At 71.1% G+C, this 21,683-nt stretch carries 21 protein-coding genes; 9 read left to right on the top strand and 12 right to left on the bottom strand.

Annotation, left to right across the window (positions count from 1 at the left end; genetic code table 11):
- Nucleotides 1–15 precede the first annotated feature (15 nt).
- Both AB0C25_RS20470 and AB0C25_RS20465 read left to right on the top strand, forming a co-directional pair.
- Entirely contained in the window at nt 16–279 is a 264-nt protein-coding gene (locus AB0C25_RS20470; RefSeq protein ID WP_357245283.1) for a hypothetical protein, read from the top strand.
- Nucleotides 280–406: 127 nt separating this feature from the next.
- On the top strand, nt 407–1,153 hold the full coding sequence (locus AB0C25_RS20465) for a phosphotransferase (RefSeq protein WP_357375334.1): 747 nt from the start codon (nt 407–409) through the stop codon (nt 1,151–1,153).
- 26 nt (nt 1,154–1,179) lie between these two features.
- Here the strand turns inward: AB0C25_RS20465 and AB0C25_RS20460 are convergent, their stop codons facing one another.
- From AB0C25_RS20460 to AB0C25_RS20440, 5 genes are all read right to left on the bottom strand, one after another.
- Nucleotides 1,180–1,311, bottom strand: a complete 132-nt coding sequence (locus tag AB0C25_RS20460; RefSeq protein ID WP_357375332.1) for a hypothetical protein — start codon at nt 1,309–1,311, stop codon at nt 1,180–1,182.
- 50 nt (nt 1,312–1,361) lie between these two features.
- Nucleotides 1,362–2,132: a GNAT family N-acetyltransferase gene (locus AB0C25_RS20455; protein ID WP_357375330.1), complete on the bottom strand. Its 771-nt coding sequence runs from the start codon at nt 2,130–2,132 to the stop codon at nt 1,362–1,364.
- A 297-nt stretch (nt 2,133–2,429) separates the two neighbouring features.
- A complete protein-coding gene (locus AB0C25_RS20450) occupies nt 2,430–3,557 on the bottom strand; it encodes a zinc-binding dehydrogenase (protein ID WP_357375328.1) in 1,128 nt (375 codons plus the stop codon).
- Nucleotides 3,554–5,008: an aldehyde dehydrogenase family protein gene (locus AB0C25_RS20445; RefSeq protein WP_357375326.1), complete on the bottom strand. Its 1,455-nt coding sequence runs from the start codon at nt 5,006–5,008 to the stop codon at nt 3,554–3,556. Before AB0C25_RS20445 ends, AB0C25_RS20450 begins: the two co-directional genes overlap by 4 nt.
- A gap of 106 nt (nt 5,009–5,114) precedes the next feature.
- Nucleotides 5,115–5,771: a TetR/AcrR family transcriptional regulator C-terminal domain-containing protein gene (locus tag AB0C25_RS20440; RefSeq protein ID WP_357375324.1), complete on the bottom strand. Its 657-nt coding sequence runs from the start codon at nt 5,769–5,771 to the stop codon at nt 5,115–5,117.
- Between the two features lie 99 nt (nt 5,772–5,870).
- Between AB0C25_RS20440 and AB0C25_RS20435 the strand changes: the two genes are divergently transcribed.
- Nucleotides 5,871–7,043, top strand: coding sequence for an acyl-CoA dehydrogenase family protein (locus tag AB0C25_RS20435; protein WP_357375322.1), 1,173 nt, complete (start codon nt 5,871–5,873; stop codon nt 7,041–7,043).
- Nucleotides 7,044–7,049: 6 nt separating this feature from the next.
- Here AB0C25_RS20435 and AB0C25_RS20430 read toward each other — a convergent pair whose 3' ends face one another.
- From AB0C25_RS20430 to AB0C25_RS20415, 4 genes are all read right to left on the bottom strand, one after another.
- Entirely contained in the window at nt 7,050–8,087 is a 1,038-nt protein-coding gene (locus AB0C25_RS20430) for an aminotransferase class V-fold PLP-dependent enzyme (protein ID WP_357375320.1), read from the bottom strand.
- 61 nt (nt 8,088–8,148) lie between these two features.
- The gene (locus AB0C25_RS20425) at nt 8,149–8,685 is read right to left on the bottom strand and encodes a SigE family RNA polymerase sigma factor (protein WP_357375318.1); all 537 of its coding nucleotides are present in this window, start codon (nt 8,683–8,685) and stop codon (nt 8,149–8,151) included.
- The gene (locus tag AB0C25_RS20420; protein WP_357375316.1) at nt 8,685–9,296 is read right to left on the bottom strand and encodes a permease-like cell division protein FtsX; all 612 of its coding nucleotides are present in this window, start codon (nt 9,294–9,296) and stop codon (nt 8,685–8,687) included. Before AB0C25_RS20420 ends, AB0C25_RS20425 begins: the two co-directional genes overlap by 1 nt.
- A gap of 137 nt (nt 9,297–9,433) precedes the next feature.
- Complete coding sequence (locus tag AB0C25_RS20415; RefSeq protein WP_357375314.1) at nt 9,434–11,260, bottom strand: alpha-galactosidase; 1,827 nt, start codon at nt 11,258–11,260, stop codon at nt 9,434–9,436.
- A 669-nt stretch (nt 11,261–11,929) separates the two neighbouring features.
- Here AB0C25_RS20415 and AB0C25_RS20410 point away from each other — a divergent pair.
- Nucleotides 11,930–12,352: a hypothetical protein gene (locus AB0C25_RS20410; RefSeq protein WP_357375312.1), complete on the top strand. Its 423-nt coding sequence runs from the start codon at nt 11,930–11,932 to the stop codon at nt 12,350–12,352.
- 16 nt (nt 12,353–12,368) lie between these two features.
- Here AB0C25_RS20410 and AB0C25_RS20405 read toward each other — a convergent pair whose 3' ends face one another.
- Complete coding sequence (locus AB0C25_RS20405; RefSeq protein ID WP_357375310.1) at nt 12,369–12,947, bottom strand: helix-turn-helix transcriptional regulator; 579 nt, start codon at nt 12,945–12,947, stop codon at nt 12,369–12,371.
- Nucleotides 12,948–13,000: 53 nt separating this feature from the next.
- Here AB0C25_RS20405 and AB0C25_RS20400 point away from each other — a divergent pair, with 53 nt between their 5' ends.
- Both AB0C25_RS20400 and AB0C25_RS20395 read left to right on the top strand, forming a co-directional pair.
- Nucleotides 13,001–14,143 (top strand): serine hydrolase domain-containing protein, encoded by a 1,143-nt coding sequence (locus tag AB0C25_RS20400; protein WP_357375308.1) that lies wholly within the window; start codon nt 13,001–13,003, stop codon nt 14,141–14,143.
- A gap of 102 nt (nt 14,144–14,245) precedes the next feature.
- The gene (locus AB0C25_RS20395) at nt 14,246–15,241 is read left to right on the top strand and encodes a helix-turn-helix domain-containing protein (protein ID WP_357375306.1); all 996 of its coding nucleotides are present in this window, start codon (nt 14,246–14,248) and stop codon (nt 15,239–15,241) included.
- 190 nt (nt 15,242–15,431) lie between these two features.
- Here AB0C25_RS20395 and AB0C25_RS20390 read toward each other — a convergent pair whose 3' ends face one another.
- Nucleotides 15,432–16,829, bottom strand: coding sequence for a cation:dicarboxylase symporter family transporter (locus AB0C25_RS20390; protein WP_357375304.1), 1,398 nt, complete (start codon nt 16,827–16,829; stop codon nt 15,432–15,434).
- Nucleotides 16,830–16,930: 101 nt separating this feature from the next.
- Here AB0C25_RS20390 and AB0C25_RS20385 point away from each other — a divergent pair, with 101 nt between their 5' ends.
- A complete protein-coding gene (locus tag AB0C25_RS20385; protein WP_357375302.1) occupies nt 16,931–18,517 on the top strand; it encodes a sensor histidine kinase in 1,587 nt (528 codons plus the stop codon).
- Nucleotides 18,514–19,209 (top strand): response regulator, encoded by a 696-nt coding sequence (locus tag AB0C25_RS20380; protein ID WP_357375299.1) that lies wholly within the window; start codon nt 18,514–18,516, stop codon nt 19,207–19,209. Before AB0C25_RS20385 ends, AB0C25_RS20380 begins: the two co-directional genes overlap by 4 nt.
- A 293-nt stretch (nt 19,210–19,502) precedes the next feature.
- On the opposite strand, the gene AB0C25_RS20375 is transcribed toward AB0C25_RS20380, so the two are convergent.
- Nucleotides 19,503–19,652 carry a hypothetical protein gene (locus AB0C25_RS20375; protein ID WP_357375297.1) on the bottom strand — a complete coding sequence of 50 codons (150 nt, stop codon included), beginning with the start codon at nt 19,650–19,652 and terminating at the stop codon, nt 19,503–19,505.
- A 373-nt stretch (nt 19,653–20,025) separates the two neighbouring features.
- Here AB0C25_RS20375 and abc-f point away from each other — a divergent pair, with 373 nt between their 5' ends.
- Entirely contained in the window at nt 20,026–21,663 is a 1,638-nt protein-coding gene (gene abc-f / locus AB0C25_RS20370) for a ribosomal protection-like ABC-F family protein (protein ID WP_357375294.1), read from the top strand.
- The last annotated feature ends 20 nt before the right edge of the window (nt 21,664–21,683 follow it).

Below are 21,683 nucleotides of genomic sequence, written 5' to 3'. Positions count from 1 at the left end.
TTTCGCAGCGCCTCAGTGCTCCTTTCCTCAGACGGCACCCGGACCCCCGGCACCGCCGCGCTCTTCGCCGAGCCGGCCCGGAGGGGCGGTATCGCGCCCTGGGCGGGCGACTTCCGCCCCGCCAACAGCGCCGGCAACGGCCCCAAGAACGCGATCGGCAAGACCTTCACCCTGGAGCTGCCCGACGGCAGCACCGGCAAAGTCGTGGTCCAGGGCCTCAAGAGCGGCAAGGGTGGCGTCGTGCTGGCGCTGATGGGCGAGGACGCCCCACCCTTCTGATCTGTCGCCCGGCTTTTGTCGCCCGGATGCCCAGGGTTGGCCCGTTCGGAGCCAGCCCAGGGCACCGGGCCAGGCACGCCCCTCGTCGCCGACAAACCCCTGGGGTACCAGTGGTCGGGTCGCGATAATGCCTGCCGTGCAGGAAGTCGAAGTCGTCGTCGCCCATCGCGAACGCGCGACCCTGCGCGTCGGCGACACGTTCCTGAAGATCGACGCCGACCCGGTACGCGCCGACGTCGAGGTCGAGGCGATGGCGATCGCACCGGTCCCGACTCCCGCGGTCCTCTGGCACCGGCCGCCGGTACTCGCGCTCGCCGCCCTGCCCGGAACCGCCCTCGGTCGCCTCGGCGAGCCGTCGACCGCGTCGCCGGGGGCATGGGCCGCGGCCGGCGCCGCCGCTCGTACGCTGCACGACGCGCCGCTGCCGCCCTGGCCCGGTCAGGGCCTCGATGAGCTGGCCACGCGGCTCGACGTCGAATGCGAGTGGCTCGTCAGCAACGGCGTCCTCCCCACCGACCTGGTCACCCGCAACCGCCACGTCGCCGAGGCCGCGCTCCGGCCGTGGACACCGGTGTTCACGCACGGCGACCTGCAGATCGCCCACGTGTTCGTCGACGGTGACGAGCTCACCGGCGTGCTCGACTGGTCCGAGGCGTGCCGGGGCGACGCCCTCTTCGACCTCGCCACGTTGACGCTCGGGCACGAGGAGCACCTCGACGACGTCGTGGCCGGCTACGGCGTCGACGTCGACCTCGACGTGATCCGGGCGTGGTGGTCGATGCGCAGCCTGCTGGCGATCCGCTGGCTCGCCCAGCACGGCTTCGACCCCTCGTCGCCGGGCTGCGAGGTCGACGTGCTGCGGGCGCGGATGTGACGAGCGTCCGGGACTGAGCCGCCCGATCATGGCGCGGCCCAGTCGCAGCCCCACCATTCCACCGCCGGGCGCCAGCCGGCGATGGTCAGGGCGCTCAGGTGATGCGCCGGCGGACGCGGGATCTCCAACGCGGCCGGGGTCCGGCCGTCGGTGGTCACCGTCGGCCGGCCCACCCGTCTGCGGGTGGGCCGGCTCCCCGCAGTCCGTCTCAGTTCATGGCGATGTACAGCCGTTGGCCGGCGGGTCGATAGCCGACGCGCTCGTACGCCCGCCGCGAATCCTCGCCGGAGGCCTCCAGCCACGCGACGTCCGCGCCCGTGGCGAACAACCGCCGGGTGATGTCGGCGGTGATCGCGCCCGCCACACCCCGACGACGGTAGGGCGTGCGAACGGCGATGCCGGACACCTCGCTCACCGCAGCGCTGGGCGGGGCCGCTCCGCCACCCCCGGCACAGGTGCCGCCCTCAGTGACGGCGATGACGGCCACACCACCGGCCCCCTGCTGGCGCCGGAGCCGAGCGACGTCGGCCGCAGAGGCCACCGGGTCACCGCCGAAGGCTTCGTTCTGCGCGCCGATCAGCGCGGCGCGCTGAACGTCGGTGTCCGGTTCGGACAGGTCGAGGTGGTCGAGCGCGGGTGGTGTCCGCACCGCACCCGGCACACAGAGCAGGTAGATGTGCCGGGCTTCCACGACGAAGCCGGCGGTGGCCAGGAGTGCCTCCAGACCGGGCGCGCAACTGATGACGTATTCCAGGCGGGGTCGGCGATCAGCCGCGCGGAAGGCGGCGACCAGGGAGGCGACGTCGGCCCCGGTGATGGCCGCACCGGGGCGCGGCGTCGCGTAATTGATGTGGGGACTGCTCGTTGTCGGATCCATCCCCAGCACGAACGGCCCCACCTCTACGGGCGTGGGTCGGCGGGACAGGTTGGCGACAACGGACTGTTGGATGCGCACATCCATGGTCAACGTGAACCTCACGGCATGAGAGAAGCTGCGGTGAACGGAAGATGCGTTGGACCGCTTGACCATGACCGAACAGCGCGACGCTCATCCGTCGCGGGGTCAACACTCAGGCGGCCGCTCGGCCTACCTGGATCACAGGCGTCATTCCCTCATGCGATGTGCCCACGCCGAAGAGCGTGGTCGGCCGCCAGGTTGCCGCACCTGGCGTCCACCTGTCAACCCTTGGTCACTTGCCGCATCCGTCCTGCCGCCGACACCGCACGTCCTGCTGAGGCGCGTGGGCGGAGCAGAGCGCCAACCAACCCGTTCGGCTCAATCCAGGGTGACCACCCAGCGGGCGCCCTCGCCCCGGGCCAGCCGGGCGAATGCCGTGGGCGCGTCGTCCAGCGGGACTGTGCCGCTGACCAGCACGCGCAGATCCAGCGCACCGTCGGCCAGCTTGGCAGCCAGCGCCGGCACCTCCCGCTCCGGGTCGGACGAGCCGTACACCGAGGAGCGCAGGGTGCGGGCGGAGTGGAAGATGTCGAGCGCGCCGAGGCTGACCATGTCGTCCTTGGCGCCCATGCCGACCACTGTCACCACTCCCCCGCGCCGCGTCAGCCGCCAGGCGGCGCGGATGGTGGCGGCGCGGCCGACGCACTCGAAGGCGTGGTCGACGCCCCGGCCCTCGGTGCGCGCCCGTACCTCCTTGGAGAGCCGGTCGTCGGAGAGCAGGAAGTCGGTCGCCCCGGCGGCGAGCGCCAGGTCCCGTTTGGCCTCGGCGACGTCGACCGCGAGGATCGTCGTGGCGCCGGCCTGGCGGGCGGCGGTGAGCACGGCGAGCCCGACCCCGCCGAGCCCGATCACCGCAACCGACTGGCCGGGCGCGACCCGGGCGGTGTTGTGGACCGCGCCGACACCGGTGAGCACCGCGCAGCCGAGCAACGCGGCCCGCTCCGGCGGCAGGCCAGCCGGGATCGGGATGACGGCGTTCTCGGGCACCACCACCGCCTCGGCGAGCGCGCCGAGGCCGAGGGTCAGGTGCAGCGGGAGGCCGTCGTCGGTTTCGCCGCGCGGCACGGTCGGGGCGGTGGTGTCGGCGCAGAGCCACGGCTCGCCGTTGCGGCACCACCAGCAGGCCCGACAGGCCGGTGCCCAGTTGAGCACGACCGGGGTGCCGACCCGCAGGGCGCTGCCCGGCCCGACCTCGGCGATCACGCCGGTCGCCTCGTGCCCGAGCGCCAGCGGGAACCTCGCGGCGATGGTGCCGTTCACCATGGACAGGTCGGAGTGGCAGACGCCGGCGGCTCGGATCGTCACCCGCACCTCGCCGGGACCGGGCGCGGGCAGGCGGATCCGCTCGACGCGCAGCTCGGCGCCGGCCCCGCGTGCGACGAGCGCGCGGACGGTGACTGACTCGCCACCGCCCGGGGCGGCCGGGGACGGCTCGGGGGCGCTCATCGCTGGATCGCCTTCAGCTCGCAGAACTCGGCGAGCCCGTGCACGCCCAACTCCCGGCCCAGGCCGGACTGCTTGTAACCGCCGAACGGGGCGAGCGGATTGAACGGGGCGCCGTTGATGTCGACCGCGCCGGTCCGCAGCCGCCGGGCCACCGCGAGCGCCGCCTCGGTGTCGGCGGACCAGACCGCGCCGGCCAGCCCGTACCGCGAGTTGTTGGCGATGGCGACCGCCTCGTCGGTGTCGTCGAACGGGAGGACGGCGAGGACCGGGCCGAAGACCTCCTCCTGGGCGAGCGCGCTGTCCGGGTGCACGTCGGCGAAGACGGTCGGGGCGACGAAGTGCCCCTGGGCCGGCACCGGCACGTCCGGGCCGCCGGCGACCAGCCGGGCGCCGTCGGCGAGCGCCCGGTCGACGTGGCCACGGACCCGCTCGACCTGGGCGGCGGAGACCAGCGGGCCGAGCCGCGTGGCCGGATCGAACGGATCGCCGAGCCGGTAGCCGGCCACCGCCGCGGCGACCAGGTCGAGTGCTTCGGCGTACCGGTCGCGGTGCACCAGCATCCGGGTCCACGCGGTGCAGGTCTGCCCGGAGTTGAGCAGGGCGTTGCCGACGCCCACCTTGACCGCGCTGGCCAGGTCGGCGTCGCGGAGGATCACGTTCGCGGACTTGCCGCCCAGCTCCAGCGCGACCCGGGCGATCCGGTCGGCGGCGACCCGCATGATCCGCGCGCCGGTGGCGGTGGAGCCGGTGAACGAGACCAGATCGACGTCGGGGTGCCCGGCCAGGGCCTCGCCGACCACCGGTCCGGTGCCGGGGACCAGGTTGAGCACCCCCGGCGGCAAGCCGGCCTCGGTGACGGCGTCGAACAGCAGGTACGCGGTCAACGGGGTCAACTCACTGGGCTTGAGGACCACCGTGCAGCCGGCGGCCAGCGCGGGCGCCAGCTTGGCCAGCACCTGGTGCAGCGGATAGTTCCACGGGGTGATCGCGCCGACCACGCCGATCGGCTCGCGGACGACGAGGGAGTTGCCGATGCTCTCCTCGACGGGTGGTCGGGCGGCGAGCGCGACGTGGTCGCGCAGCACGGTCAACGGCAGCCCGACCTGCACGCGGGTGGCGAACCTGAGCGGCGAGCCCAACTCCACGGCGATGGTGCGGGTGAGGTCGTCGGCGCGGGCGGCGAGCGCATTGTGCAGCCGGTCGAGGTGGGCGGCACGCTCGCCGGGAGCGGTGGCCGCCCAGCGGGGGAAGGCGGCGCGGGCCGCGGCGACGGCGCGATCGATGTCGGCCGGGGTGCCGGCCGGCACCTGCCCGATCGGCTCGCCGGTGCTCGGATTCTCCACCTCGAGCAGGTCGGTGGTGGCGGGAGAGGTCCACTCGCCGCCGATGTGCAGGTGACGTCGGAGGCGCAGGGTGTCGGGCAGCTGCGACGGCGGAGCGGCGAGGTCCATGGCGTCCCTTCGGGGGGTGGTCGACGGGCGATGGCGACGGGGTCGCGACCGGCGATGGCGACGGAGTCGCGACGGGGCGATGAAACTAGCGCTGGGAGTTTGGACGCTACCCCTTGGGCCGCCCGGACTCCACCGTGCCGACGCTGCGGGCGTACTCGGCGGCCAGACCGTGCAGCAGCGCGTCCAGGCCGAGGGCGAAGGCGCCCTCGTCCACGCTCTGCTGGTGCTCGGCGAGCCGGTGCGCCTGCCGCAGGTGCGGGTAGTGCGCGGCGTACAACTCGGGGTCCTCGACGAAGCCGCGGGCGAACGAGCCGAGCGCCGACCCGGCCACGAAGTAGCGCAGCGCGGCGCCGATGTGGGTGGCGCGGGCGGGCGGCCAGCCGGCGCGTACCAGTCCGCCGTAGACGGCGTCGGCCATGGCGAGGGCGGCTGGTCGGCGGCCCGGCCCCTGCGCCAGGTACGGCACGATGTTCGGGTGCGCGGTGAGCGCCCGCCGGTACGACCAGGCCCAGTCGCGCAGCGCGGCGGCCCAGTCCCGGCTGGCGAAGCCGCTGGTGTCGACGGCGCCGGTGACCGTGTCGGCGACGGCGTCGAGGATCTCGTCCTTGGTGGCGAAGTGGTTGTAGAGCGAGGGGCCGCGAACGCCCAACTCGGCGGCGAGCCGGCGGGTGGAGAAGGCGGGCAGGCCCTCGGCGTCGATGAGCGCGGTGGCTGTCTCGACGATCAGCTGCCGGGTGAGCCGGGGCTGGCGGGGTCGGGGCACTGCGCTCCTCGCGGGTCTCGGCGGTGGGGGTCTGGACGCGGCAAAACTTGCACCGCTAGTTTAATGGTGACCGGCAGCTCCGACGCCAGGAGGACCACCGTGGACTTTTCGCTGACCGACGAGGAGCGGGCGGTGCGGGACACCGTCCGGTCGTTCATAAGCCGCGAGGTGATGCCCCTGGAAGCCGAGGTGCTCCGCCGGGAGCGGGCGCACCAGCCGGGCCTGGACCACTCCGAGGTGCGCGAACTGCAGCTCAAGGCCCGCAAGTTCGGCTTCTGGGGCCTGGCCACCCCCGAGGAGTACGGCGGCATGAACCTGCCGGCCGTACTCCAGTCGTTGATCTGGACGGAGCTGGGCCGCACGTTCGTGCCGTTCCGCTTCGGCGGCGAGGCCGACAACATCCTGTTCCACGCCAGCGAGGAGCAGAAGCGGGAGTTCCTCATCCCGACCATCGAGGGCGAGCGACGCTCCTGCTTCGCGATCACCGAGCCGGGTGCGGGCTCGGACGCCGCGAACATCCGGCTCTCGGCGCGCCGCGACGGCGACGACTGGGTCCTGGACGGCGAGAAGACCTTCATCACCGGCGGGCACGACGCGGACTTCGCCATCGTGGTCGCGGTGACCGACCGGGACAAGGGCGCCCGCAACGGTGGGGCCACCGCCTTCCTGGTCGACCGGACGATGGGTTGGCGCTCGGAGTTCATCCAGACCATGGGCGAGGGCGGCCCCGCGTCGCTCATCTTCGACGGCGTCCGCGTGCCGCACCGCAACATCCTCGGCGAGATCGGGCAGGGTTTCACGCTGGGCATGGAGTGGATCGGCAAGGGCCGCTACACCATCCCGTCGCACGCCATCGGCATCGCCGAGCGGGTGCTGCAGATGGCGATCGACTACGCCAACACCCGGGAGACGTTCGGCGCGAAGATCGGCACCAACCAGGCCATCCAGTGGATGATCGCCGACTCGGAGACCGAACTGGAGGCGGCCCGGTGGCTGGTGCTGCGTTCGGCGTGGACCGTCGATCAGGGCCTGGATCCCCGGCACGCGTCGTCGATGGGCAAGCTCTACGGCGCCGGCATGGTCAACCGGGTGGTCGACCGGGTGCTCCAGATCCACGGCGGCATGGGCTACACCCGGGAGCTGCCCATCGAGCGGTGGTACCGGCAGGTCCGGCTCTACCGGATCTTCGAGGGCACCGACGAGATGCAGCGGCTGATCATCTCCCGGGACCTGCTGCGCGGCTACACCAAGATCGGTGGTCACCTCGCCTGAGCGGAGTCACCCCGTCAACGCCTCCAACGCCGCGTCCACGTCGGCCTCCGTGGAGTAGATGTGGAAGGAGGCGCGGACCCGACCGGCGCGGACCGCCGCCCGGATGCCGGCCGCCGCCAGGCGCTGCTCCGCGTCCGGCACGTCGACGCTGACGATGGCGCTCTCCCCCGGCTGCCGGCCCAGCCCGGTCAGGAACCGGTTGGCCAGCGCCACGTCGTGCGCCTGGATCGCCGGCACGCCGATCTCGGCGACCACCTCCAGCGCCGGCGCCGCGCCGACCCAGCTGAACCAGGCCGGGGAGATGTCGAACCGGCGGGCGTCGTCGGCCAGCCGCAGCGGGGGGCCGTAGTAGGAGGCGTGCGGGTCGCGGCCCGCGTACCACCCGGCGGCGTCGGGGCGCAACCGGTCGCGCAGCGCCGGGGCCAGGTAGGCGTACGCGGTGCCGCGTGGGTTCATCAGCCACTTGTAGCCACCGACGGCCACCACGTCGGCCCGGCTCCCGTCGAACGGCAGCCAGCCGCACGCCTGGGTCGCGTCCACCACCACCAACGCGCCGTGCGCGCGGGCCGCGTTCACGATCTCGTCGTACGCCGCCACCGCCCCGTCGGCCGACTGCACCAGGCTGAACGCGACCACGTCGGTGTCGGTGTCGATCGCGTCGACGAGGGCAGCCGACGGCACCGTACGGACCTTGACCCCGCGCTCCTCCTGCACCAGCCACGGAAACAGGTTGGAGGTGAACTCGACCTCGGGGACCACCACCGTCGCCCCGGCCGGCAGGGCCGCCGCGACCGGCGCGAGGATCTGCGACACGGCCGCGCCGACCGCGACGTCACCTGCCGGCACCCCGATCAGGGCGGCGAACGCGGTACGCGACCGGTGTACCGCCTCGCCCCAGCCCTCCCACGACGTGCGGCCGACCCGCCACGCGCCCAGGGCGTCCTGTAGTGCCGTCCACGCCGGCTCGGGCGGCAACCCGTAGGAGGCGGTGTTCAACCAGCCGGGCTCCGGCTGCCACAGCTTCTGCGCCTGCTCGATCTCCATTTCGTCGACGCTAGGCGAGGCGGCGTCGAACGGGCACGACCAATCGGCAACCGGCGGCCTGTCAGATCCGGACGAAGTCCTGGCCGAGCACCGCCCGCAACCTGGTCAGTGCGCGGGCGTTCTGCGTCTTGACCACCGACACGGAGACGCCGAGCGTGCTGGCGACGGCCTCGACGCTCTGGTCCTCCCAGTGCCGGAGCACGACGATGGCCTGGTCCCGAAGGGGCAGGGTGGCAAGCGCCCGAAGCAGGGTGACGTGCAACTCCGCGGTGTCGTCGACCCGTCGGGGCGCCGCCTCGGGCAACTCGGCCAGCACGACCTCGTCCGCGCTGCGCCGCTTTGCCTGGTCGAACACGACGTTCATGAGGACACGGCGGCTGTACGCGTCGAGGTTCGTGGTGTGCCGGATCCGGCCCCAGTTCACGTACATCTTCGCGAAGGTGGTCTGGGTCAGGTCCTGCGCCAGGTGCCAGTCGCGGCACATCAGGTACGCGGTCCGGCGCAGTCTTGGCGCGGTGGTCTCGACGAAGGCGGTGAACTCCGCCTGCCGTGCGGTCTGCTCGCGCCGTCGGGCCGCGCCCCAGCGGACACCCGCCATCAGTCGACCGCCGACGCGTTCGTGCCGGCCGGGCAGTCGATGCCGATGATCTCGTCGACGCCGGGCATGCGTTTGAGCGGGCCCTTCAACGTCGCGAACTGCTCCCGCGCGACAAGCCTGATCCGGTACGACTCCGGAAATTGACTGGCGCGCACGCTGGCGACGAGGTCGGGCGCGTCCGCGTACATCCTCCTGAACTTCGCCAGCGCCTCCTCGCGACTTTCGAACGCCACGGTCCGGATCGCCGGGTTCGCATTGAGCGCACGGTTGACCTCGTCGCGCTGCTGGTCGGTGACGTTATCGGCGAGGAAGACCACAGCGTCGGTCACGGTCGTCCGGGCGGGAAACTCGCACACCTTGTTCACCAGCATTCCGAACGCCGCCGGCACGGTCGTCGGTGCCGGGGCCGACCGTTGCGGCGGTGCCGCCACGTTCACCACCCCGACCGCCGCGATGGCGGCCACGGCTGCCGCGCCCGCCGTCACCAGGCGCTGCCGACGTCGGCGCAGGCTGGTGCCGGCCGCCATCGCCGCGCCGGCCAGGTCGGTCGACGGCAGTGCGGGCTCGTCGACGATCGCCCGGTCGAAGAGCATTCGCAGGTTCTGATCCATGATTCACTCCCGTGCTCCGGTGGACTCCCACACTCCATGACTGGTTGGGACACCGGATCGGTCACATCGGGGCCGAATCGCCCGCCGCGCTCGCGGCGCGACGAATCACCGCGATGTGGCGGGCACGCCGCTGAGCGCTACACGGTGGTGCGTCTCCATTGTTGGCTGGTGCCGGTGCCGCAGGTCCACTGCACGGTCTGGGCGCCGTCCGCGGTGGCGGCGTTCAGCACGTCCAGGCACTTCCCGCTGTGGCGGGCGACGAGCCGGACGTAGCCGGTGCCGAGGTCCTCGACGCGCCACTGCTGGTTGGTGCCGCCGTTGCACGCCCACTGGATGACCCGGACGCCGTCGGCGGTGGCACTCGCGCCGCCGTACACGTCGAGGCACTTGCCGCTGCTGACGCTTGTCACCGTGGAGTAGCCGCCACCGGTGTCCTGGAACCGCCACCGCTGGTTGGCCTGCCCGTTCGCGCCCCACTGCACGACGTTCGCGCCGTCCGAGGTGGACGCGTTGGAGACGTCGAGGAGCTTGCCGCTGTGCCGCGCGGCCGCGGTGTAGGTGGTCGGCGTGGGGGTGGTGGTCAGCGGCGCCAGCCGGTACAGGCCACTGCCGTGGGCGGGGATGGACCGGGTGAGCGTGCCGGTGGCGGTGCCGAGGCCGGCGCCGGACCACAGGTCGGTGACGGTGGCCGAGCCGATGCCCAGGTCGGCCAGGTTCAGCGAGACGTTGGCGGTCGCGCTCTCGCGGTTGAACAGCGCCACGTAGCGGTGGTCGCTGCCCGGCACGTCGGCGGTCCACACCTGCCGGGTGCCGCCGACGAGCTGCCGGTTGTTGGCGCTGTTCTGGTCGACGGCGAGCACCGCCGCGTTCGTCATCAACGCCAGCTCGGCGGCGCGGTTCTCGACCAGGTTGCCGCCCCACATCAGCGGCGCCCGGTTGATCGCCCACAGGGTCATCAGCGTGCGCTGCTCGTCTGCGGTGAGCGCGGAGTAGCGGGGTGCGCCGACCGGGCCGTACTTCGACAGCCGCCCGATCGGGATCATGTCCGGATCAGGCCAGGCACCAGTCGTGCGGTACGGCGTCCAGTTGCGCAGCTGGTCGAAGAGCGCGTCGAGCGACGACCAGTTGTCCCACAGGTCGTTGACGATGCGCCACATGTGCGCGTTGTCCCGCACGTGCCCGCCGCTGGCCAGCGGTGTCGCGCCGGGCGAGAGGCTCAGCACCATGGGCCGACCGCTGCGCTGGATCGCCGTCCGGTAACCCTCGACCTCGGACTGCCGGTACGTCGGGGCCGCGATGTCGTCCACCTTCACGTAGTCGACACCCCAGCCGGCCAGGAGCTGGAACACCGAGTCCAGGTACGCCTGCGCGCAGGCGTTGGACATGTTCAGGCCCCACATCAGGTTGAGCCAGGCCGCGGTGGTGGTGTTGTTGATCTGGTTGGCTCGGCAGTTGGTGCCCAGGATGGGCACGTTGTCGGCCACCGCCTGCCGGGGGATGCCGCGCATCAGGTGGACGCCGAACTTCAACCCCTGCGCGTGCACGTAGTCGGCGAGGGGCTTGAACCCGTTGTCGCCCGCCGCCGAGGGGAACCGCGTGGTGTCCGGCAGCAGCCGCCCGTTGGCGTCCATCCGTAGCCGGGGGTTGAGGCTGGCGTCCTGGTTGGGGCTGTTGTTGTGCTGACCCGGGTAGTACCAGGCCCAGTCGATGACGACGTACTGCCAGCCGTGCTGACGCAGGTTGTCACGCATGTAGTCGGCATTCGCCCGGACGTCGGACTCGGTGACGCGCCAGTTGAACGAGTCGTAGCTGTTCCAGCCCATCGGCGGGGTGTCCGCCGTGCCGTTGTCCCAGGCCGCGGCCGGCTTCGCGGAGATGACGCTGAGGCCGACGGCGAGCAGCACGACCAGAGCCGTGAGCCCGGCCATCCGACGTGCGGTGGAACGCGCGAGGACGAGCGTCATCGGACCTCCCGGAAGACAGTGGTGGTTGTCGATGTTAACGCTCACACATCGCCTGTCAAGTGCAGCGGCGCTCGGGTGACCTCGGCACGCACCCGTCGCACGCGAGGCCGGACTTCGATCGATAAGTGACCGCCCGAAGGCGTCACGTTGGTGACAACAGGCAGGACAAATAGGAGGATCTCCTGCGCCGCATGGGATGCTGCATCGATCGAACGGCTCAGCGCCGCCAAACAAAGCGGCGCCCGGGTGCAACCGGACGCCGCTATCGACTCGACCGCACGCAACGGAAGGAGCCGCCTTGACTCTAACCCCTCAGGGACCAGACATCGAAGGGCAGAGGATCACGGAGGACGACGGCAGCCGGACACGGCGCCATGGCATCGTCCTGGCGTACATCCGCACCCTTGGCCCGGTAGTCACTGCCTTCGTGGCAGCCATCGCGACGTTGGTCGGCGCGTTGGTCCGCTAGACGAGCACGGCAGCCAGTCGCCCGGCGCGTTGGCTGCCCGCCATGTCGATGCGCTGTCGAGCGGTATGACTCAAGGTCATAAATATGACTCTGGGTCATACCGCTCATCACCGCATCCGCCCCCACGGAGGTGACGGACAGTCACCGCCGGCCGCCGGCCCGCCGATCGGAGCCAGGTATGCCGATGGTACGTATGGGTCGTGACCTATTTCGCGGACCTGACGCCATACACGTACCTGGAGCGGCATGAGGACGAGCCAGGGTTGACCGACGAGCCGTGGCCGGACCTGCCGCTGCTCAACGTCGGTTGGCTGGACGCCGTGCATCCGTTCCCGACCGGCGCTCCCCCGGACGGCTTGATGCCGGCTCTGACCGACTTGGCCAAGACGCGGGTCCGCCAGACGCGCGGATACCACTTCTGCGAGATCTGCATCCGGGACATCGGCGGGGACGCCAGAGAAGCCATTCGGCTGGGCATGATCGCCCGCGAGAGCGCCGAGTTCCAGGTCCAGGGCAACGGCGTCGTGTACGCCGCACCTCAGCTCCTGCTCCACTACGTCTCCGCCCACGAGTACCTGCCACCAGCCGAGCTCTGTGCGGCGGCCCTGGGGGCAATGAGCTGACGCGGGTCGGCACGCGTCACCCGAGACGTTGGATGCGGACCTTCGGCTCCTCGTCGCGCAGGTGGCCCCGCTCGTATCGGTTGATGTGATCGCGGAACCAGTCGAGCGTGAAGCGGTGTGCGGCGATGCCGTAGTCGAGCGTTGCGCGCTGATGGGTGGCGAGGTCGCGGTGCTCCTCGGGGACCTCCAGGTCTCCGAGGTGCGTGGCGAGGGCCGAGAGCCGGGCGAGGTCGTTCTCCATGCGGCCCGTGACCCTGCGCAGCGCCGGTACGCGTTCGTCCGGCTCCAGCAGACCGAGGAAGTAGAGCCGGGACAGCGCTGCGGTTTCCAGATCGGACCCGGTCAGCTCTCCGGTCATCCACGCGTGGAACTCCTGCCGGCCAGCGTCGGTGACGCGGTACACCTTCCGTCCCCGCCCGCCGGCTTCGGTGCTGGCCACCTCGATGAGCCCTCGGGTGAGCAGGGTGTCCAGCGCCCGTTTGATGCTTCCGGAACTGGCGCTGTAGAAGAGCGCGACGCCGGCCTCGAATCCCTTGATGAGGTCGTAGAAGGTCTGCGGAGTGATCAGGAGCAGACCAAGGATCACGTGGGCCATTGGCCGAGTCTAGGCCGTTGCCTCTCAGAGACATGTCTAGTAGACATGTGGTGGTGAGATCGCCACTGACCACGATCACCGCTCACGACAATCACGTTCCCGCAGGTGTCGACGCGCGACTGAGGGGCTTGCTGGAAGATCTCGTCGCGCACCGCGGCGTGCACCACGCCAACCTCGCCGTCGTCAGCGGTGACGGGACGCTGCGCTGGTCGGCTGCCTGCGGGCCGGTCGACACCCACGATCAACCGGTGCGTCCCGACACCCCGTTCTTCATCGCCAGCGTCACCAAGCGGTTCATCATCGCGCTGGTGTTACAGGCGCACGAACGCGGTGACCTCGACCTGTCCGCGCCGATCACCAGCTACCTGCCGGCGGAGACGACCACCGGCCTGCATGTCCTCGGAGGAATCGACCGGACGTCGGCGATCACGGTGCGCCACCTCGCGAGTCACACGTCCGGCCTGCCCGACCACTTCGAGAAGCGTCGGGAAGGCCCCAGCCTGAATGAGCGCCTGGCTACCGGGCAGGATCTGGCCTGGACCTTCGAGGACACCGTGCGCACCACGCGCGAGCAGCAGCGCCCGCACTTCACGCCGCAGAACCTCACTGCCGTACGGCAGAAGGCCCGCTACTCCGACACCGGCTTCCAGCTGTTGATCCGCATCATGGAGACGGTGACCGGTCGGTCGTTCGCCGACCTGCTGACCGAACGGATCCTCGGCCCGCTCGACCTGACGCACACCTGGCTCCCCGGGGACCCTCCGCCACCTGCGGCGTCCGCACCGCCCTCGCCGCTCTACGCGAAGCAGCGCCGCGTGGAGGTGCCCTCGATGATCGACTCCTGCAACGACCTGTTCAGCACCACGGCCGATCTCCTCACCTTTCAGCGGGCGCTCCTTGGTGGCGCCCTCTTCCGTGACACCCGCTCAGGGGCGATGCTCACTGAGCGGCGCAACCGGCTGCGCAACATCCCCGTCCTCAGGTACGGGCTGGGCACCATGTTCTTCACGGTCGGCCGGCTCCTGTCGTCGGGGCGCCGCCCGGTCACGCTCGTCGGCCATTCAGGAGTCACCGGGACGTGGCTCTTCCACTGTCCACAGCTCGACCTGCACCTGGTGGGCACCGTCGACCAGACCAGGGGCCAGGCCATCCCCTTCCGGGTAATGGCCCGGTGTCTGGGCGTCCTACGAACATGAGGCGACGACGACGCGCCGAAACCTGAGCCGGAGTTAAGGTGATCTTCTCATCCCGCTCGGCGGCGCTGCCGTCACCGACATCGACAGAAATCGAGGTAACCAGTGCTCACCGTAGGCTCGGCGGACACGACCTCGGTGCCCGCGAGTGAGCGATTCGGTTACTGGCACGACCTGGTGGCGCGTGAATCGGTCCCGATGCGGATCCACAGTGCCCACGCGGCAAACTTCCAGGCCCGGGCCGAGGTCATCAGTCTGGGTGAGATCGTGCTGTCGTCGTGGCGGTACCCGTCCCTGGACATGCAGCGGACCAATACGTTCATCCGCCGCAGCGACCCGGAGATGTACGAGTTCGCGCTGCCGTTGTCCGGGCACGGCGGGGTGGAACAGGAGCGGCGGACGAACCTCTTCACGCCGGGGCAGTTCACCGTCGTCGACACGTCGCGACCGCATCAGTCGTCGCACCAGGGGCGGTCGCGGCACGAGGGCCTGCTGACCACCCTGACGATCCTCGTGCCGCATGGTCTCGTACCGCTGCATCCCAACAAGATCGCGCAGCTCCTCGCCACGAACATCTCTGCCGCCGAGGGGATGGGCGCGCTGCTCAGCAACTTCGTACGGCAGGTGTTGACCCACCCTGAGCAGTACCAGGAGAGCGACGTTCCGCTCCTGGGCACCGTCGCCCGGGACCTCATCTCCGCGACGCTGGCCCAGCGCCTGGACCTCACCGAAGCCCTGCCGACCGAGGTACGCGGGCACAGCCTGCGCGTGCGCGTCAAGGCGTTCATCGACGAGCACCTCGGCGACCCGGGCCTCTCCCCAGGCACGGTGGCGGCCGCGCATCACGTCTCACTCCGCAGCCTGCACCGGGCGTTCGAGGCCGAGGACCAGACAGTCGCCGACATCATCCGGACGAGGCGCCTGGACCGGTGCGCGCGCGACCTGCGCGATCCCCTGCAACGCGGGCGGCCCATCCACGCCGTCGCCGCCCGCTGGGGCTTTCCCTCCCAGGCCCACTTCAGCAGGGTGTTCACCGCCGCCTTCGGCATGTCTCCCCGAGCGTTCCGCAACGCCCCCTCAGCGCCCGATCGGCGTCGCTGACGAAACCCGTGAGTCGGTTCGGGTGCGGAGGCTGCGCGCGAGGACGGGAATCGTCACCGCCGCACCTCGGCCGGCGCCGCGCGGTGGTGATCGACACGAGGTCAGCGATACCGGGGTGTCCGACGCGTTCGGATACCCCGGTATCGCCGATCCCGTGTCGATCATCGCCGTGGACCAACAGGCGGGACGGTCAGGCGGGGACGCCGGCCGGCGTGGTTGCTTCGTCGGGGCGTGCCGCCGAGTCGTCGTCGTGGTCGTGGTCGTCGTCGTGCTCGTCGAGCATCGTGGCCTCGTCGAACGGGTCGTCGCCGCGCAGCACTCCGGCCGCCCGGTCCCGGTCGAACTCGCCGGTCCAGGTGCCCACCAGCACGGTCGCCACCGCGTTGCCGGCGAAGTTGGTCAGCGCGCGGGCCTCCGACATGAACCGGTCGATGCCGACGATCAGGCCGACCCCGTCCACCAGGTCGGGGCGGTGCGACTGGAGCCCACCGGCCAGGGTCGCGATGCCGGCGCCGGTGACGCCCGCGGCGCCCTTCGAAGCGATGATCATGAACAGCAGCAGCGAGATCTGCTCGCCGATGGAGAGCGGGTTGCCCAGCGCGTCGGCGATGAACAGCGACGCCATGGTCAGGTAGATCGCCGTGCCGTCCAGGTTGAAGGAGTACCCGGTCGGCACCGTGATGCCCACGACCGGCTTGCTCACGCCGAAGTGCTCCATCTTCGCGATGAGCCGCGGCAGCGCCGACTCCGACGAGGAGGTCGACAGGATCAGCAGGAACTCCCGGCCCAGGTACCGCAGCAGCGAGAAGATCGAGATCCGGGCCACGAACCAGAGCAGCGCACCCAGGATGACCAGCACGAAGATCAGACAGGTGGCGTAGAAGCCGAGCATGATCTGCGCGAGGCTCTTGAGAGCGTCCACGCCTGTCGCGCCGACGACGGCGGCCATGGCACCGAACGCGCCGACCGGCGCCAGCCACATGATCATGGCGAGGACCTTGAAGACGACCCGCTGGATGACGGCGATCGCGCCGAGCACGGGCTCACCGCGCCGGCCCATCGCCTGCACGGCGAAGCCGACGAGCAGCGCCACCAGCAGCGTCTGGAGCACCTCTCCCTCGGTGAGCGCGGAGAACAGCGTGGTCGGGATGATCCCGAGCAGGAATTCCGTCGTACCGCCGGCCTCGTCTCCGGCGGCCGCCTTGCCCGCGCCCGCGAGGTCCGGGCCGAGGTCCAGGCCGGAGCCGGGGTGGATGAGGTTGCCGACGACCAGGCCGATGGCGAGCGCGACCGTCGACATGGTCAGGAAGTAGCCCAGCGCCAGGCCGCCGACCTTGCCGACCTTCGCGGCCTGCCGGACGGAACCGACGCCGAGCACGATCGTGCAGAAGATGACCGGGCTGATCATCATCTTGATCAGGTTGACGAAACCGGTGCCGACCGGCTTGAGTTCCTTGCCGAAATCGGGGGCGACCAGGCCGACCACGATGCCGGCGAGCACGGCCACGATGACGGCGAGGTACAGGTAACGGGTACGGTCCCGGCGGACCGCCGGTGCCGGTGTGGTGGCGGATGTGGTGGTGTCCATGTCGACAATGTGAACCGGGTCTCACCCGTTGACAGCCTTGCGGTCATTCTGTTCACCGCGAACGCGACAGCGGCAGCGGCGCGACGAGGGAGGGGGTGAAGGTGGCTCGACGGCAGTGGAGCATCGCGGGGCAACTCTTCGCCCTCCAGGCGATGGTGGTGACGCTGCTCGTGCTGGCCGGCGCGACGGGCGCGGCCTGGCTGGCCCGCGTCGACTCCCGCCAGGCCGCGCAGGAGAAGGTGCTCGCGGTGGCGCAGACCGTGGCCGGCTCCCCCGACGTCCGCGCGGCCCTCACGACCGCCGACCCGGCCAGCATCCTTCAGCCGTACGCCGAATCGACCTGGCGGGCCACGGGCACCGACTTCGTGGTCGTGATGGCCCCCGACCGCACCCGTTTCTCGCACCCGACCCGGGACCGGATCGGCGAGCCGTTCGTCGGCGACATCGGGCCCGCCCTGGCGGGCCAACCGTTCACCACCACCAACGTCGGAACGCTCGGCGAGTCGGTGCGCGCGGTGGTGCCGGTGTACGACGACCAGAAGCGCATCGTCGGCCTGGTGTCGGTGGGCATCACCACCCGGGCCATCAACCGCAAGCTGCTGCGCCAACTTCCCGTGCTGCTGGGCGTCGCGACGCCGGCGCTCGCCCTCGCCGCGACCGGTTCGTGGCTGCTCAGCCGCCGACTGCGCCGGCAGACCCACGGCCTGGGACCGGCGCAGATGACCCGGATGTACGAGTACTACGACGCGGTCCTGCACTCGGTGCGCGAAGGTCTCGTGGTGCTGACCACCGATCGACGGGTGGCGCTGGTCAACGACGAGGGCCGGCGTCTGCTGGGCCTCGACGCCGACGAGCCGGTCACCGACCGGCCGGTGGCCGGGATCGACCTGCCGCCCGCGGTGGCCGAGCTGCTCGGCTCCGGCCGCGACGCCCTCGACGAGCCCATGCTGGCCGGTGACCGGGTGCTGGTGGCCAACCAGCGGACCGCCCGCTTCGAGGGGGCGCCGCTCGGCACCGTGCTGACCCTGCGCGACCAGACCGAGCTACGCACACTGGCCAGCGAGTTGGACTCGGTCCGCGCGCTGACCGAGGCGTTGCAGGCACAGACCCACGAGTCGGCCAACCGGCTGCACACGGTCCTGACGCTGGTGGAGCTGGGCCGGGCCGACGAGGCGGTCCGGCTCGGCACCCGGGATCTGGCCCTGGCGCAACAGCTGACCGACCGGGTGGTCGACGCGGTCACCGAGCCGGCCCTGGCCGCGCTGCTGCTCGGCAAGTCGGCACAGGCCGGCGAGCGCGGCGTGGACCTGGTCATCGAGCCGGACTGCCGCCTCGACGACAGCCCGCTGCCCACCAACGACCTGCTCACCGTCGTCGGCAACCTGATCGACAACGCCCTGGAGGCGGTCGCCGGCACGCCCCCGCCGCGCACGGTACGGGTCTTCGTCGGCGCCGTCGACGACGACCTGGTGGTCCGGGTCGCCGACAGCGGACCCGGGCTGGCCGCGGACCGGGTGGCGGACGCCTTCCGGCGCGGCTGGTCCACGAAGAGCACCGGACGGGGTCTCGGTCTGGCGCTGATCGGGCAGGTGGTCCGCCGCCACGGTGGCCGCTACGAGGTGACCCGCTCGGACGACGGCGGCAGCCTGTTCACGGTCCACCTGCCGGTCGGCGGTGCCCCGCGATGACCGACATCCGGGTGCTGGTCGTCGAGGACGAGCCGCTGCTGGCCGAGGCGCACACCGCGTACACCGAACGGGTTCCCGGTTTCGTGGTGGTCGGGGTGGCGCACACCGCGCGGGCGGCGATGGCGGCGCTGCGCGCGGGCGGCGGCGGCGACGTGGACCTCGTACTCCTGGATTTTCGGCTGCCCGACCTGCACGGCCTGGACGTCTGCCGGGCGCTACGGGCCGGCGGCAGCAACGTCGACGTGCTCGCGGTGACCTCCGCCCGGGACCTGGCGGTGGTACGCACCGCGGTGTCCCTCGGGGTGACCCACTACCTGCTCAAACCGTTCACGTTCGCGGCGTTCCGCGACAAGCTGGAACGCTACGCCGACTATCGCGCCCAGGCGCTCGCCGACGGCGAGGTCGTCGCCCAGCACGAGGTGGACCAGATGTTCGCCACCCTGCGCGGCACCGCCGGACACAGCCTGCCCAAGGGCCTCGACGCGCAGACCCTCAATCGGGTACGCGCGGCGCTCACCGACGGGACCGGCCCACAGGCGGGACTGTCCGCGACCGAGGTGAGCGCGGCGACCGGCATCTCCCGGGTGACCGCCCGCCGCTACCTCGAATACCTGGTGACCGTCGACCGCGTGGTTCGCAGCCCCCGCTACGGCACCCCCGGCCGCCCCGAGGTCGAGTACCGCCCCCGCTGACCGTCTCGCGGCTCGGCAGCGGGAATGTTCGTCTTTCGAGCGGTATACCTCTGAGTCATAGTTATGACTCAGAGGTATACCGATGTGAGGCGCAGGGGGTTGGTCGTGACGTCTAGCAACGGCGGGCGGATGCCCGGATGGCCAACGACTCGGCATGTGTCCGCCGCAGATTTGGCCCGCAGCCAAGGCATTGGACCGATCGCCTCCGCAGACGACCTTGCTCGGCCGGACCTACTGTCGGACGACGAGCTGGACGCGCTTCCTGCCGATCTGAGCGCTTCCCGACGGTCGGATCAGGCGATCTGACGGAGGTCGTCGCCGTAGTCGAAGATGATCCGCACGCGAGCCCCGAGCGCGCGTGCGGATCGGCTCAGCGTCGCGACCTCGTTGGCCTCGAGATCACCGTTCTCGATCTGGCTGACCCGGCCGGGCGTGACACCCATCAGCTCGGCCAGCCCTCGCCTTGTTACCCGCCACCAGCAGCACAGCCTGGGACCACGGATCGAAGACGAACAGCACCCGAACGGCGACTATAGCCTGGCCTATACACCGACAGCCTGGCCTATACACCGACGCTGCACGCTGTTGCGGTGGCGGCGTGAAGATCCGTTGTTAGACTTGGCCGAGTTGGGTTGGTGACACGACCAGGGAGACCAGACATGGCGGGTGACGACGACATCTCCGGGTGAGACCGGACGTGTTCGGCCATCGGTTCGGCGCGCGTAGGTGCAGCCGCCGAGGCCATGTCGTCGTTCCACCGGTCCCGTGTCGTCGGGCGACCTAGGCGCGCCCACCCCACCCTTTGAGGTCACTCGCATGTCTGATGCGTTCATCGTCTGCTCGAACCTTTCCTTCTCCTGGCCGGACGACACCCCGGTCTTCTCGGAGTTGTCCTTCACCGTCCCGGGCGGGCGCACCGGCCTGGTGGCGCCCAACGGCGCCGGCAAGAGCACCCTGCTGCGGCTCATCGCCGGGGAGCTGCCGCCCAGCGGTGGCAGCGTCACCGTCGACGGCCTGCTCGGCTACCTCCCGCAGACCCTGCCGATGGCCGGCGACCTGACCGTGGCGCAGGTGCTCGCTGTCGCCGAGCGGATCGCGGCGCTGCACGCCATCGAGGCCGGCGACGCCAGCGAGGCGCACTTCGCCACGATCGGCGACGACTGGGACATCGAGGAGCGCACCCGCGCCGAACTGGACCGGCTCGGCCTCGGCGACCTGGCGCTCGACCGGCGGCTGCACACCCTCAGCGGCGGCCAGGTGGTCTCCCTCGGCCTGGCGGCGCAACTGTTGCGCCGCCCGGACGTGCTGCTGCTCGACGAGCCGACGAACAACCTGGACGTGGAGGCGCGGCACAAGCTCTACGACGTGCTGTCCGACTGGTCCGGGTGCCTGCTGCTGGTCAGCCACGACCGGGAACTGCTGGACCGGATGGACCGCATCGCCGAGCTGGACCGCGGTGAGGTCACCTGGTACGGGGGCAACTTCACCGCGTACACCGAGGCGGTGCAGGCGGCGCGGGAGGTGGCCGAGAGCAACCTGCGCAACGCCGAGCAGGAGGTCAAGCGGGAGAAGCGGGAGATGCAGCAGGCCCGGGAGCGAGCCGACCGGCGGGCCAGCAACGCCTCCAAGAACCTGAAGAACGCCGGACTGGCGCGGATCGTGGCCGGTGGGCTCAAGCGCAGCGCGCAGGAGTCGGCGGGCCGGGCGCAGGAGACCCACTCCAACCGGGTCGGTTCGGCCCAGGCGCGCCTCGACGAGGCCGGCCGGGCGGTCCGCGACGAGGACCGGATCACCGTGGACCTGCCCGACACCACCGTTCCGGCCGGGCGCACCGTCTTCTCCGGCCAGGGGATGCGAACCCGCTTCGACGATCGGGAGCTGTTCGGCGGCGACGGCGCCGAACTGGTGATCCGGGGACCGGAACGGATCGCGCTCACCGGGGCGAACGGCGTCGGCAAGTCGACCCTGCTGCGCCTCGTCAACGGTGACCTGGAACCGGCCGGCGGCGACATCAAACGGGCGGACGGGCGGATCGCGTACCTGTCGCAGCGGCTGGACCTGCTCGACCTCGACCGCACGGTGGCGGAGAACTTCGCCGCGTACGCGCCGAGCCTGCCGGACGCCAGGCGGATGAACCTGCTGGCCCGGTTCCTGTTCCGGGGCTCCCGGGTGAACCTGCCCGTCGGGGTGCTCTCCGGCGGTGAGCGGCTGCGCGCCACCCTGGCGTGTGTGCTCTGCGCCGAGCCGGCGCCGCAACTGCTGCTGCTCGACGAGCCGACGAACAACCTGGACCTGGTCAGCGTCGCCCAGTTGGAGAGTGCGCTGTCCGCGTACCAGGGTGCGTTTGTCGTGGTCAGCCACGACGAACGGTTCCTGGCCGAGATCGGCGTGCAGCGGTGGTTGCGGCTGGCCGACGGCCAACTGCGGGAGATCGCGGCCCCCGACCGGGGCTGAGCCCGGCCGTCCGCGGCCCG

The organism is Micromonospora sp. NPDC048839, assembly GCF_040649915.1.
GTDB lineage: Bacteria > Actinomycetota > Actinomycetes > Mycobacteriales > Micromonosporaceae > Micromonospora.
This window is presented reverse-complemented; position numbering and strand designations above follow the sequence as displayed.

Coding starts and splice junctions, on each gene's coding strand:
- AB0C25_RS20465 (WP_357375334.1), top strand. CDS start 407: ATGCCTGCCGTGCAGGAAGTCGAAGTCGTCGTCGCCCATCGCGAACGC.
- AB0C25_RS20450 (WP_357375328.1), bottom strand. CDS start 3,557: ATGAGCGCCCCCGAGCCGTCCCCGGCCGCCCCGGGCGGTGGCGAGTCA.
- AB0C25_RS20445 (WP_357375326.1), bottom strand. CDS start 5,008: ATGGACCTCGCCGCTCCGCCGTCGCAGCTGCCCGACACCCTGCGCCTC.
- AB0C25_RS20430 (WP_357375320.1), bottom strand. CDS start 8,087: ATGGAGATCGAGCAGGCGCAGAAGCTGTGGCAGCCGGAGCCCGGCTGG.
- AB0C25_RS20425 (WP_357375318.1), bottom strand. CDS start 8,685: ATGGCGGGTGTCCGCTGGGGCGCGGCCCGACGGCGCGAGCAGACCGCA.
- AB0C25_RS20420 (WP_357375316.1), bottom strand. CDS start 9,296: ATGGATCAGAACCTGCGAATGCTCTTCGACCGGGCGATCGTCGACGAG.
- AB0C25_RS20415 (WP_357375314.1), bottom strand. CDS start 11,260: ATGACGCTCGTCCTCGCGCGTTCCACCGCACGTCGGATGGCCGGGCTC.
- AB0C25_RS20405 (WP_357375310.1), bottom strand. CDS start 12,947: ATGGCCCACGTGATCCTTGGTCTGCTCCTGATCACTCCGCAGACCTTC.
- AB0C25_RS20390 (WP_357375304.1), bottom strand. CDS start 16,829: ATGGACACCACCACATCCGCCACCACACCGGCACCGGCGGTCCGCCGG.
- AB0C25_RS20380 (WP_357375299.1), top strand. CDS start 18,514: ATGACCGACATCCGGGTGCTGGTCGTCGAGGACGAGCCGCTGCTGGCC.
- AB0C25_RS20375 (WP_357375297.1), bottom strand. CDS start 19,652: ATGGGTGTCACGCCCGGCCGGGTCAGCCAGATCGAGAACGGTGATCTC.
- abc-f (WP_357375294.1), top strand. CDS start 20,026: ATGTCTGATGCGTTCATCGTCTGCTCGAACCTTTCCTTCTCCTGGCCG.